General features: G+C 63.7%; 12 protein-coding genes. 11 read left to right on the top strand and 1 reads right to left on the bottom strand.

Annotated elements, in window-relative coordinates; genetic code table 11:
- The first annotated feature begins 4 nt into the window (after nt 1–4).
- The 10 genes from E3O62_RS09855 to nrdF all read left to right on the top strand — a co-directional run bounded on the left by E3O62_RS09855 (nt 5) and on the right by nrdF (nt 10,956).
- Nucleotides 5–1,021 (top strand): LacI family DNA-binding transcriptional regulator, encoded by a 1,017-nt coding sequence (locus E3O62_RS09855; RefSeq protein WP_134398379.1) that lies wholly within the window; start codon nt 5–7, stop codon nt 1,019–1,021.
- A gap of 277 nt (nt 1,022–1,298) precedes the next feature.
- Nucleotides 1,299–1,508 carry a hypothetical protein gene (locus E3O62_RS09850; RefSeq protein ID WP_134398378.1) on the top strand — a complete coding sequence of 70 codons (210 nt, stop codon included), beginning with the start codon at nt 1,299–1,301 and terminating at the stop codon, nt 1,506–1,508.
- Nucleotides 1,498–3,048 (top strand): multiple monosaccharide ABC transporter ATP-binding protein, encoded by a 1,551-nt coding sequence (gene mmsA / locus E3O62_RS09845; RefSeq protein ID WP_134394881.1) that lies wholly within the window; start codon nt 1,498–1,500, stop codon nt 3,046–3,048. The genes E3O62_RS09850 and mmsA overlap by 11 nt, the downstream gene beginning before the upstream one ends.
- Nucleotides 3,045–4,379 (top strand): multiple monosaccharide ABC transporter permease, encoded by a 1,335-nt coding sequence (gene mmsB, locus E3O62_RS09840; protein WP_134394882.1) that lies wholly within the window; start codon nt 3,045–3,047, stop codon nt 4,377–4,379. The genes mmsA and mmsB overlap by 4 nt, the downstream gene beginning before the upstream one ends.
- A gap of 48 nt (nt 4,380–4,427) precedes the next feature.
- Nucleotides 4,428–5,519 (top strand): sugar-binding protein, encoded by a 1,092-nt coding sequence (locus E3O62_RS09835; protein ID WP_134398377.1) that lies wholly within the window; start codon nt 4,428–4,430, stop codon nt 5,517–5,519.
- Nucleotides 5,520–5,712: 193 nt separating this feature from the next.
- Entirely contained in the window at nt 5,713–6,684 is a 972-nt protein-coding gene (locus E3O62_RS09830) for a type IV toxin-antitoxin system AbiEi family antitoxin domain-containing protein (RefSeq protein ID WP_134398376.1), read from the top strand.
- Nucleotides 6,685–7,054: 370 nt separating this feature from the next.
- Nucleotides 7,055–7,288 (top strand): glutaredoxin-like protein NrdH, encoded by a 234-nt coding sequence (nrdH, locus tag E3O62_RS09825; RefSeq protein ID WP_104099275.1) that lies wholly within the window; start codon nt 7,055–7,057, stop codon nt 7,286–7,288.
- An 86-nt stretch (nt 7,289–7,374) separates the two neighbouring features.
- Complete coding sequence (nrdI, locus tag E3O62_RS09820; RefSeq protein ID WP_134394885.1) at nt 7,375–7,779, top strand: class Ib ribonucleoside-diphosphate reductase assembly flavoprotein NrdI; 405 nt, start codon at nt 7,375–7,377, stop codon at nt 7,777–7,779.
- 5 nt (nt 7,780–7,784) lie between these two features.
- The gene (gene nrdE / locus E3O62_RS09815; RefSeq protein WP_134394930.1) at nt 7,785–9,917 is read left to right on the top strand and encodes a class 1b ribonucleoside-diphosphate reductase subunit alpha; all 2,133 of its coding nucleotides are present in this window, start codon (nt 7,785–7,787) and stop codon (nt 9,915–9,917) included.
- Nucleotides 9,918–9,981: 64 nt separating this feature from the next.
- Nucleotides 9,982–10,956 (top strand): class 1b ribonucleoside-diphosphate reductase subunit beta, encoded by a 975-nt coding sequence (nrdF, locus tag E3O62_RS09810; protein WP_134394886.1) that lies wholly within the window; start codon nt 9,982–9,984, stop codon nt 10,954–10,956.
- Nucleotides 10,957–11,067: 111 nt separating this feature from the next.
- Here the strand turns inward: nrdF and E3O62_RS09805 are convergent, their stop codons facing one another.
- Nucleotides 11,068–11,505: a DUF1801 domain-containing protein gene (locus E3O62_RS09805; protein WP_134398375.1), complete on the bottom strand. Its 438-nt coding sequence runs from the start codon at nt 11,503–11,505 to the stop codon at nt 11,068–11,070.
- A 198-nt stretch (nt 11,506–11,703) separates the two neighbouring features.
- Here E3O62_RS09805 and E3O62_RS09800 point away from each other — a divergent pair.
- On the top strand, nt 11,704–12,788 hold a 1,085-nt coding region (locus E3O62_RS09800), incomplete at its 3' end, for a hypothetical protein (RefSeq protein WP_198413783.1).

Below are 12,788 nucleotides of genomic sequence, written 5' to 3'. Positions count from 1 at the left end.
TCCTGTGACTATCGATCTGCCCAAGGGGCGTGCCCCGAGCATCCGTGATGTGGCGCGCCTCGCGGGGGTCTCGCATCAGACCGTTTCGCGCGTGCTCAACGACCATCCCAGCATCCGTGATTCCACCAAGGCGAAGGTGTTGCAGGTCATGGAAGACCTGCAGTACCGGCCGAACCGGGCGGCCCGCGCGCTGTCGCGCGGGCGTTCGCGCACCATCGGCTTGCTCTCGGCGGAGAGTGCCTACGGGCCGGCCAGCAGCATCGCCGCCATTCAGGACGCTGCCCAGGAAGCCGGCTATTACGTCAACACCGCGAACCTCACATCCGTCGACACGGAGTCGATCGAGGCGGCGCTGGAGCATCTGATGAACCAGTCCGTGGAGGGCATCGTCGTGATCGCGCCGCAGGTGCGGGTTTTCGACGCCCTGGAACAGCTGTCCATCGACGTGCCGTTCGTTACCCTGCAGTCCACCGGCCGCCTCGATAATTCCCTGTCCGTCGACCAGATGACCGGTGCCAGACAGGCCACGCGGCACCTGATCGACCTCGGTCATCGGAGTATCTACCACCTTGCCGGACCCCAGGACTGGATCGAGGCCGAGGCCCGAATGCGTGGTTTTCTCGACGAGATGTGGGAAATGGATGTGCCGACCATGGCGCCGATTCTGGGCGACTGGACCGCCGACTTCGGATACCGTGCCGGACGGGAATTGCTCCGGAGGCGGGACTTCACGGCCATCTTCGCGTCGAATGATCTGATGGCGCTCGGGTTCATGCACGCCTGCCGGGAGGCGGGCCTCGACCTGCCCCGCGACATGAGTATCGTCGGCTACGACGATATTCCCGAAGCGGCACACTTCTGGCCACCGCTCACGACAGTGCGCCAAGACTTCGCCGAACTCGGGCGGCGGTGCATCGCCCTCTTGCTCAGCAACCTCAGCGGCGGCGTGCCGATCGAGCGGAGCGACCCGATCGTTCCCGAGCTCATCGTGCGCGGCTCGACCGCACCGCCTGCGTTCTGAATTCGGAACATGCGCAACTTCGCCGCGATCACCGGTGACTGGTTCGCCTGCCTCCGCATCTTTCCCCGGAGTTCTGTGAGCGCATTCTCGAGCATTTCCCTGTTTCCGCCCAGCGTTACAGAAGCCGTATGCCGCACCGCCGGGACCGTCCGTGAGCCGGCTGGGCTCGGCGGAATGTCCTGACCTCCGACCCCGCTCATCGGAGCAACAGCCTGTTACGCAAGCGTGACAAAACGAAACTTGACACCGGGACTGTCACCGGGTCTATAGTGTCAATGTGATCGGTCACATGGACCCGATTTCCAACACTTTTTTTCAAACGCATGACATTGAGGTCAAGCTTGTGAGCACACTTTTTCACCTGCCCGGCAGCTCCGCTGCCGCCCTGCTGAGCGGGAGCGGGATGAGCCTTCGCGCGTCCATCCCGTTGTCGATAGGGGATACCGGCAGCGGCCCCGGGCGTGAGGAGTCCAACGATGTCCACTGACCACGTAATCCTGGAGATGCGTTCCATCACCAAGGAGTTTCCCGGGGTCAAGGCCCTGTCTGACGTCTCCATCACGGTGAATCACGGCGAGATCCACGCGATCTGCGGTGAGAACGGTGCCGGCAAATCCACCCTGATGAAAGTGCTCTCCGGGGTCTACCCCTCCGGCACATACACGGGCGACATCATCTACCAGGGTCAGAACGTGCACTTCAAGGACATCCGCTCGAGCGAAGAAGCGGGCATCGTCATCATCCACCAGGAACTGGCGCTCATCCCGGAACTCTCCATCACCGAGAACATCTTCCTCGGCAACGAGCCGACCAAGTGGGGTGCAATCGACTGGATCACCGCCAAGAAGACGGCACTCGAGCTGTTGGCGCGCGTCGGGCTGCGGGACGACCCCGACACCCTGATCAAGAACATCGGCGTCGGCAAGCAGCAGCTGGTCGAGATCGCCAAGGCCCTCAACAAGTCGGTCAAGGTGCTCATCCTCGATGAGCCGACCGCGGCCCTGAACGAGTCGGACTCCATGCATCTGCTAGACCTGATCCGCGGGCTCAAGGGCAAGGGAATCAGCTCGATCATGATCTCCCACAAGCTCAACGAGATCGAACAGGTCGCAGACTCGATCACAATCATCCGCGACGGCAAGACGATCGAAACCCTGAATGTCGTGGCCGACGGAGTCAACGAAGACCGGATCATCCGGGGCATGGTCGGGCGCAGCCTGGAGAGCCGTTTCCCGGACCGCACACCGCACATCGGCGAGGTCTTCTTCGAGGTGCGTGACTGGACCGTGCAGCACCCGCAGGTCGCCGAGCGCATGGTCGTGAAGGGTTCCAGCCTGAACGTACGCAAGGGTGAGATCGTGGGCATTGCCGGCCTGATGGGCGCCGGGCGCACCGAACTGGCGATGAGCATCTTCGGGCGCTCCTACGGCAACTTCCTCTCCGGCCACCTCTACAAGGACGGACAGGAAATCGTCCTGAAAAGCGTGGCCGACGCGATCGATAACGGCCTCGCCTACGTGAGCGAGGACCGCAAGGCACTCGGCCTGAACCTGCTCGACGACATCAAGCGTTCCGTCGTCTCGGCCAAGCTCTCGAAGATCTCGGCCGGGCAGGTCGTGAACGACTCCAAAGAATTCGGAATCGCCGAGGAGTACCGCAAAAGCCTGCGGATCAAGACACCCAGCGTCAATGCGGGCGTCTCCAAACTCTCCGGCGGCAACCAGCAGAAGGTCGTTCTGGCCAAGTGGATGTTCACGGACCCTGACCTGCTGATCCTGGATGAGCCGACCCGTGGCATCGACGTCGGCGCGAAATACGAGATTTACGGCATCATCCAGCAGCTCGCCGAACAGGGCAAGGGAGTCATCCTGATCTCTTCTGAGCTCCCGGAGCTCCTCGGCCTCGCCGACCGGATCTACACGGTCTTCGAGGGAGCGATCACCGACTGCATCCCGGCGGAGTCCGCCGATCCCGAAACCCTGATGAAAAGTATGACCTCCGCACGGAAGAAGGTTCAGAGCATATGAGTGAAGACACGAGTACCCGCAAAGGCGCTCTCGGTGATCTGAAAAGGATCTTCGGCAGCGGCAGCTCGAACCTGCGGCAGTTCGGCATCCTCTTCAGCCTGATCGCCATCATTCTGCTCTTCCAGTACCTGACCGACGGGCTGACGCTGTCGTCCGGCAACCTGATCAACCTGGTCAGCCAGTACTCCTATATCCTCATCCTCGCCATCGGCATGGTCATGGTAATCATCGCCGGCCACATCGACCTGTCGGTCGGATCCGTCGCCGCTTTCGTCGGCATCGTGGTGGCCACCGCGATGCGGGACTGGAACTTCCCGTGGCCGCTGGCAATCCTGCTTGGGCTGTTCGTGGGAATGCTGATCGGCGCCTGGCAAGGTGCGTGGGTTGCCTATGTCGGGGTTCCCGCCTTCATCGTCACCCTGGCCGGCATGCTCATCTTCCGCGGCGGCAACCAGGTCATCGGTAACGCCAACACGGTCCCCGTTCCTGACGGCTTCACGATCATCGGCTCCGGCTACCTTCCCGAGGTCGGCCCGAACACGGGCTACAACAACCTGACCCTGCTGCTGGGGCTCATCATCGTGGTCGCGGTCGTCTACTCCGAATGGCGGGCCCGCCGGGTTCAGAAGATCATGGGTTCGACGCCAGCACCGCTCTGGGTGAGCATCGTGAAAGTCGCCCTTCTCTGTGCCGTCATCGTCTACGCATCCGTCCTCTTCGCCGGTGGCCGTGTCGGCACTAGCTTCCCGGTCTCCGGAATCATCCTCGGCGTGCTCGTTCTCTTCTACGCGTTCGTCACTCGGAACACGATCTTCGGTCGTCACGTCTACGCGGTCGGCGGCAACAAGCTCGCCGCCGAACTCTCGGGGGTCAAGTCCCGTCGCGTGAACTTCCTCGTCATGATGAACATGTCGATCCTCTCGGCCCTGGCCGGCATGATCTTCGTGGCCCGCTCGGTGGCGTCCGGCCCGCAGGACGGCCTCAGCTGGGAGCTCGACGCGATCGCCGCCGTGTTCATCGGTGGCGCGGCCGTGTCCGGCGGAATCGGAACCGTCGTCGGCTCCATCATCGGTGGTCTCGTCATGGCGGTGCTGAACAACGGCCTGCAGCTGCTGGGCGTCGGCTCCGACTGGGTTCAGATCATCAAGGGCATGGTGCTCCTGGTGGCCGTGGGTGTCGACGTGTGGAACAAGAGCCAGGGTCGACCCTCCATCATCGGCCTCCTGACCCGGAAGAAGAAGACTGCCGAATTCCCGGCGGAGCCACCTCTGGTCGTGCCCGACGCGGGCACCCCGGAGAGCGCGCGGCCGCAGGCCACGCGGCCCAACTAGCCCAGATTTCCCCTTCACCAAACCACAACGAACAGAAAGTAATCGACAATGCGAAAGATTCTCGCGACAACTGCGATCGCCGCAGTGGCCTTGATGGCACTCTCAGGTTGCTCCACCCGCACGGACACCGCCGGCGAAGACGGCGCTGCTGCCGGCTTCGCCCAGGATTCGGTCATCGGCGTCGCCCTCCCCTCGAAGACCTCTGAGAACTGGGTCCTCGCCGGCGGGCTCTTCGAAGACGGCCTCAAGGAGGCCGGCTACAAGGGCGACGTGCAGTACGCCGGTGCCTCGACCACGGTCAAGGACCAGCAGGACCAGATCTCGGCCATGGTCACCAACGGTGCCAAGGTCATCATCATCGGTGCCGCTGACGGTGGCCAGCTCGCCACCCAGGTGCAGTCGGCCCGCGACGCCGGCGCCATCGTGATCGCCTACGACCGCCTCATCCTGAACACCGAGGCCGTGGACTACTACGTCGCCTACGACAACTTCAATGTCGGCGAGCTCCAGGGCCAGGCGCTCCTGGACGGACTGGCCACGAAGAAGCCGGAAGGCCCGTACAACATCGAGCTGTTCTCCGGTTCCTCGGATGACGCCAACTCCGCCGTCTTCTTCGGCGGCGCGATGAGCGTCCTGCAGCCGAAGATCGACGACGGAACCCTCGTCGTCGCCTCCGACCAGACCGACATCAAGCAGACGGCAACCGCCGGCTGGAAGGCCGAGAACGCTCAGAGCCGCATGGACGCGCTGCTTACCAGCACGTACAGCGACAAGACGCTCGATGGCGTTCTTTCCCCGAATGACACCCTCGCCCGTGCGATCATCACCTCGGTGAAGGCCGCCGGTAAGGACATCCCGATCGTCACCGGGCAGGACTCCGAGGTCGAGTCGGTCAAGTCGATCATGGCCGGCGAGCAGTACTCCACCATCAACAAGGACACCCGCGTGCTCGTTGACAAGGCCATCGAGATGGTCAACGTTCTCCAGAAGGGCGACACCCCCGAGGTCAACGACACCGAGTCCTACGACAACGGCAAGATCGTCGTCCCGGCCTACCTGCTGCCCCCGGTCATCGTGACCAAGGAAAACGCGGCCGAGGCATACGCGAACGACCCGAACCTCGCCCCGCTGACCGAGTAACAACCCGGCAGTACACCTGCATCACAGCATCTCGACACCAGGGCCGGCTCCTCACGGAGCCGGCCCTCTCGTGTGTCCGGTCGGGTGTGGGGGCCGCCGCGCCGTGTCGTCCCCAGGGGCAGGGACTCCCGGGTTTATCCACGGATGCCCGGGCGCACCTGCCCCGGCCGGCCCGCCGCCCACAGGGTGAGGCATGAGCGAACTCCTGGACATCGTCAGCGCCCGCCGCGACGGGCTCATCGCCTATGCCACGCTCCGGGAGCGCGGCCTCGACTCGCACTCCGTGGATGCCCTGATCCGTCGTGGCGAACTCGTGCGTACGCGCCGCGGCATCTACGTGTCGGGGGAGCTGTGGCGCGCCGCCGATCCCGATCAGTGCTACCGCCTGTTCGTGCTCTCGACGGCCCTGGCCTCGGGCCGGCCGCTCGTGCTGTCGCATGCGTCCGCGGCGGTGATGCACGGGCTGCCGCACATCGGCACCTGGCCCCGCACGGTGCACACGATCGATCCGGATGCCTTCGGCGGCAGCACCGCACGGTTCACGGCCAGCCATCGTGGGGCTCCGGCCTCGGAGCCGGCGCTCCTCGGCGGGATCGCGGTGACCTTGCTGCCGCGCACCCTGGTCGACGTCGCGGCGAGCACCAGCTTTCTCGTGGGCGTCACCATGATCGACCATGCGTTGCGGGTCGAGCGGGAGCGGGCCGCGGCCGAGGCGCGGCGGGGCATCCGTGGTCGCCGTGCCCTCACCAGGGAGGACCTGTTCGCAGAGCTTGTGGCGGTGAACCCGCGGGCCGGCGCGCGGCTAGCCGAGCGGGCCATCGCCTTCGGGAACGGGCTGTCGGCCAACGGCGGCGAGTCCCTCAGTCGGGTGCGGATGTTCCAGCTCGGCTTCGAGGTGCCCGAACTGCAGGTCGGTTTTCCCGCCATCGACGGCCACGACTACTGGGTGGACTTCTACTGGCGCCGCATCCGCAAGATCGGGGAGTTCGACGGCAAGCACAAGTGCACGCGCGGCGCGGTGCTCGGCGATCGGGATCCGGGGGAGGTCGTCTGGGAGGAGGAGCGCCGGGAGGGTGCGCTGCGTCACCACTCCGACAGCTTCGACCGCTGGGATTGGGCGACCGCGCTCTCGCCGCAGCGCTTCCACGGGGTGCGCCCCGGGTGACGTGCCGGCCGCCCGGCCGCCCCGAAGGGGGCACGAGCGTACGCGTCGCGGCGAGCGACACGCCGACAGGGTTTCCACAGGCTTGAGTTCTGCTCCCTGCGCTGCCTGTGGATAACTTAGACGCATTCCGCGTGATTCGGCTCGACTCGCATCCGGGGGGCTGTGCACAACCGGTGGAATGTCGGTGGATAACTACATACTTGTAACTACTGTATGTAGTGGCCATTCCCTTCGAGCATCACTAGATGTAGTATTGAAGTTCAACACACAGCACGTCTTGAACTTCAGATTTCACATGAAAACCGATTTTGAGCACTGATGTTTGAACCGATTTTGAATACTGATCCCTGAACGACGAGAAAGGCCCTCCATGGCAATCACGGTCTACACCAAGCCCTCCTGCGTGCAGTGCACTGCGACGTACCGCGCCCTGGACAACAAGGGCATCGAATACGAAATCCTCGACCTTTCGCTCGACGAGAACGCCCTGGAGGCCGTCAAGGCCCTGGGCTACCTGCAGGCTCCCGTCGTTATCACCGACGAGGACCACTGGTCGGGCTTCCGCCCCGACAAGATCAACGAACTCGCGCAGCGCCTCGCGTAGCGCCGCGGCGCCAGGGGGTGGCGTCGCAACAGACCGTAAAAAAGCGTCGTTTGGCGTGCCGACTTCTCAGCAACAGGAGGTGTTCCATGACCGATATCGTGTATTTCTCCAGCACCTCGGGCAACACGCACCGCTTCATTGAGAAGTTGGGTCGCCCGGCCGCTCGCATCCCGCTCTACGCACGCGATGAGCCGCTCCGGGTCAGCGAACCCTACGTGCTGGTCGTGCCGACGTATGGCGGCGGCGACAGCAAGGGCGCGGTGCCCAAACAGGTCATCACGTTCCTGAACGACGAGCAGAACCGCTCGCTCATCCGCGGCGTCATCGGCGCGGGCAACACGAATTTCGGCACCGGCTACTGCCTCGCCGGGGACATCATCGCCCAGAAGTGCAAGGTGCCCCACATGTTTCGCTTTGAAGTATTTGGAACTCCGGATGATGTGCGCATCGTCCACGACGGATTGGAATCATTTTGGAAGCAACAGCCGTGAAGACTATGGCTCACCCGGCTCCCGGCCTGGCGATGGATTATCACTCCCTCAACGCCATGCTCAACCTGTACGGCCCGAACGGGGAAATCCAGTTCGAGAAGGACCGCGAGGCTGCGCGGGAGTTCTTCCTGCAGCACGTCAACCAGAACACGGTGTTCTTCCACACGTTGCGCGAACGCCTCGACTACCTCGTCGAGAAGGAATACTACGAGCAGGCCGTGCTCGACCAGTACTCGTTCGAGTTCATCACCGACCTCAACAAGCTGGCGTACTCGAAGAAATTCCGCTTCCAGACCTTCCTCGGCGCGTTCAAGTACTACACCTCGTACACGCTGAAGACGTTTGACGGAAAACGGTACCTCGAGCGTTTCGAAGACCGAGTCGTGATGACCGCGCTGGGCCTCGCTCAGGGTGACGAGCAGCTCGCGATCTCCCTCGTTGAGGAGATCATCGCCGGGCGTTTCCAACCGGCCACCCCCACCTTCCTGAACTCCGGCAAGGCGCAGCGCGGCGAGCTCGTCTCCTGCTTTCTGCTCCGTATCGAAGACAACATGGAGTCGATCTCCCGCGGCATCAACTCGTCGCTGCAGCTGTCGAAGCGGGGCGGCGGCGTCGCGTTGCTGCTCAGCAACATCCGTGAGTCCGGTGCACCGATCAAGCAGATCGAGAACCAGTCCAGCGGCATCATCCCCGTGATGAAGCTGCTTGAAGACTCCTTCAGCTACGCCAACCAGCTCGGTGCCCGTCAGGGTGCCGGCGCGGTCTACCTGCACGCGCACCACCCCGACATCATGCGCTTCCTCGACACCAAGCGGGAGAACGCCGACGAGAAGGTGCGCATCAAGACGCTGTCCCTCGGCGTGGTCGTGCCCGACATCACGTTCGAGCTGGCGAAGAAAGACGAGGACATGTACCTGTTCTCGCCCTACGACGTCGAGCGCGTCTACGGGGTGCCGTTCGCCGACATCTCCGTCAGCGAGAAGTACCACGAGATGGTCGACGACCCGCGCATCAAAAAGTCCAAGATGAAGGCCCGCGACTTCTTCCAGACGCTCGCCGAGATCCAGTTCGAGTCCGGCTACCCGTACATCATGTTCGAGGACACCGTCAACGCGGCGAACCCGATCAAGGGTCGCGTCAACATGTCGAACCTCTGCTCGGAGATCCTCCAGGTCAACACCCCGACCACGTACAACGAGGACCTGTCGTACGACCAGATCGGTAAAGACATCTCCTGCAACCTCGGGTCGATGAACATCGCCCTGTCCATGGACTCGCCCGACTTCGGCAAGACCGTCGAGACCGCCATCCGCGGCCTCAGCTCGGTGTCGGAACAGAGCCACATCTCCTCCGTGCGCTCGATCGAAGACGGCAACGACAAGTCGCACGCCATCGGCCTGGGCCAGATGAACCTGCACGGTTATCTCGCCCGGGAGCGCATCTACTACGGCAGTGACGAGGGCATCGACTTCACCAACATCTACTTTTACACGGTGCTGTTCCACGCCCTCCGCGCCTCGAACAAGCTGGCCATCGAGCGCGGCCACGCGTTCGTCGGCTTCGAGGACTCCACCTACGCCTCCGGGACGTTCTTCGACAAGTACACCGACCAGATCTGGGAGCCGGCCACCGCGCGCGGCGCCGAGCTGTTCGCGCAGGCCGACGTGCACATTCCCACGCAGGCCGAGTGGGCCGAGCTCAAGGCATCCGTTGTGGAGCACGGCATCTACAACCAGAACCTGCAGGCCGTGCCGCCGACCGGGTCGATCTCCTACATCAACAACTCGACCGCATCGATCCACCCGATCGCGTCGAAGATCGAGATCCGCAAGGAAGGCAAGCTCGGCCGCGTCTACTACCCGGCGCCGTTCATGACGAACGACAACACCGGGTTCTACCAGGATGCCTACGAGATCGGCTACGAGAAGGTCATCGACACCTACGCCGCCGCCACGCAGCACGTCGACCAGGGCCTGTCGCTGACGCTGTTCTTCAAGGACACCGCCACCACACGCGACATCAACCGCGCGCAGATCTACGCGTGGAAAAAGGGCATCAAGACCATCTACTACATCCGTCTGCGCCAGATGGCCCTCGAGGGCACCGAGGTCGAGGGTTGTGTTTCCTGCGCTCTCTGAGTGAGTTCGTGCTGAGCCTCTCGACTACTGAACCGCCTGTGCACTGCCGACTAAGGAACAACCAATGATTGACAAGCTCAAGCTCGTCTCCCACGTTGACGCGATCAACTGGAACAAGATCGAAGACGAAAAAGACGTCGAGGTGTGGAACCGCCTCACGAACAACTTCTGGCTGCCGGAGAAGGTGCCGCTGTCCAACGACGTGCAGTCCTGGGCCACGCTCACCCCGGCGGAGCAGCTGCTCACCCTGCGGGTGTTCACCGGGCTGACCCTGCTCGACACGATCCAGGGCACAGTGGGTGCCGTGTCGCTGATTCCGGATGCGATCACGCCCCACGAAGAGGCCGTCTACACGAACATCGCGTTCATGGAGTCCGTGCACGCCAAGAGCTACTCGTCGATCTTCTCGACCCTCGCGTCGACGAAGGAGATCGACGAGGCGTTCCGCTGGTCGACGGAGAACGTCAACCTGCAGCGCAAGGCCGAGATCATCATGAAGTACTACCAGGGCGACGACCCGCTCAAGCGCAAGGTCGCCTCGGTGCTGCTCGAGTCGTTCCTGTTCTACTCGGGCTTCTACCTGCCGATGTACTTCTCCAGCCGCGCCCGCCTCACCAACACGGCCGACCTCATCCGTCTGATCATCCGGGATGAAGCCGTGCACGGTTACTACATCGGCTACAAGTTCCAGAAGGGGCTCGAGGCCGCCTCGCAGGAGCGCCGCGATGAGATCAAGGACTACACCTTCAATCTCATGTTCGAGCTCTACGAGAACGAGATCCAGTACACCCAGGACCTCTACGACGAACACGGGCTGACCGAGGACGTCAAGAAGTTCCTGCACTACAACGCCAACAAGGCGCTGATGAACCTCGGCTACGAGGCCATGTTCCCGAAGACCGTCACCGACGTGAACCCGGCCATCCTGGCCGCGCTCTCGCCGAACGCCGACGAGAACCACGACTTCTTCTCCGGGTCGGGCTCGTCCTACGTCATCGGCAAGGCCGTCAACACGGAAGACGCCGACTGGGACTTCTAGTCCCGGTCGTGTGACCGCACCGCCGACGTCGACAGTTCCGGTCGAGATCGCCCGCTATGCCGGGCGAACTCGACCGGAACTGTCTGTTTCGGCGGGGTGCGGGCCGGGGACCTACTCCTTGGCCGCCGGCGGCGCGGGGTCGTCGCCCCGGGACCAGGCGATCGCGACCAGCCGACGCAGAACACCGAGGTCGATGTCGTCGAGCTTCTTCACGTAGACGCACCCCGCCCCCTCCGTGTACGCGCCGAGCCGTGGGAGGAACTCGGCGCCCTCGGGGAGGTCTTTGAGCCCGTAGATCGACAGTTGCGCCTTGCGCGGAGAGAACCCCGTCTTCGGCCAGTCCCCGCGGTTGCGCGGCTTCGCGGGCGACACGTAGCGGTAGCTGCCGTAGCCCACGATTGATGGACCCCACAGGACAGGGTCGGCGCCCGTCACCTCGCGGAAGAGCGCGTCGAGGGCCATGCCGTCCGCGCGGCGGCGGGCGGGCGTCGCGGCCTCCAGGAAGTCCTCGACGGAGGCATCCGTCGGCTGCGTCTTCATTTCGGCCATGGCACCATTATGGTGCGGGCGCCCCTGACCGGGTATATGCGCCGAGGTTGGGACGCGTTTAGGGATTCAAACGCTCCAGGGACCATGCGTTTAGCTGTTTGAACGCACCCGCCGTTCCCGAGGATCCGGCGCAGACATACCTTCGTTGGAGGGATGGCCCACCCGAGGGTCTTCCCGCCGAGCGCAGGGGCAGCCACCATGAAACGAGTATTGAAGCGAACGGGCATCGCAACAACGATCACCGCCATCACGGCGGTGAGCGTCCTGGCCTTCGGTGGGGTTGCCTACGCGGACATCATTCAGGACAGCATCGTGGGTTCGGCCAGTGTCACCCTCGTTGCGGGATCGGAAACGGCCGGAAGCGCCACGATGAGGCTCAACGCCAACGGCAAGAGTGACGGCGACATCGGATGCAACATTGATGCGGGGGAGAGCCCGCTGAAACTCACCGTGGTCGCACCCTCCGGCGTCACGGCCAGCCCCAACCCCGTGGTCATCACGAACTGCACCGACGATTTCCCGGTCAGCTTCACAGCGGGCACCGCTGCCCAGAGCGGTACCGTGACGGTCCTCATCCTGGCGCAGCCGGCCGGCGGCGGAGAATTCAAGAACCAGGTCGGTATCCCCATCATCATCACCCAGCCGGTCCCGACGAACACCGCGCCTTCGGTCTCGGTCAACGGGGTGAGCAACGGGGCCAGCTATGAAATCGGTACCGTGCCGACCGCCACCTGCCTGGTGGTCGACGCCGAAGACGTCAACCCCACGGCCGCCTCCGTGACCACCGGGGCGCTGCTGAATGGCCTCGGCACCCAGACCACGACCTGCGACTACACCGACGCCGGCGGGCTCAACGCCCCAACGGCGACGGTGACATACACGGTCGTCGACACGGTCGACCCGACCATCGGATACACGCTCAACCCGGTAGACCCCGACGGTACCAATGGCTGGTACACGACGGACTCGGGCGTCCTGGTCCACTTCGCGTGTGAAGACGTCGGAGGATCCGGCATCGCCACGTGCCCGGCCGACGTGATCCTGATGGACGGTGCGGACCAGTCGGTGACGGGTACCGCGACCGATAATGCCGGTAATACCGCGTCCGTGACGGTGTCCGGGATCACCGTCGACACCGTCGACCCGACGATTTCGTACACGCTCGACCCGGCCGACGCGAACGCCGACGGCTGGTACACGAGCTTCGTGACAGTCGACTTCACCTGCACGGATGTCGGCGGGTCCGGCATCGCCGCCTGCCCGGCCGACATCACCCTGACCGA

Origin of the sequence: Cryobacterium sp. TMT2-15-1, assembly GCF_004402345.1 — a bacterium.
In the GTDB taxonomy this organism is placed as follows: Bacteria; Actinomycetota; Actinomycetes; order Actinomycetales; family Microbacteriaceae; genus Cryobacterium; species Cryobacterium sandaracinum.
The sequence above is the reverse complement of the archived record's forward strand: the minus strand, read 5'-3'. Positions and strand labels throughout refer to the sequence as shown.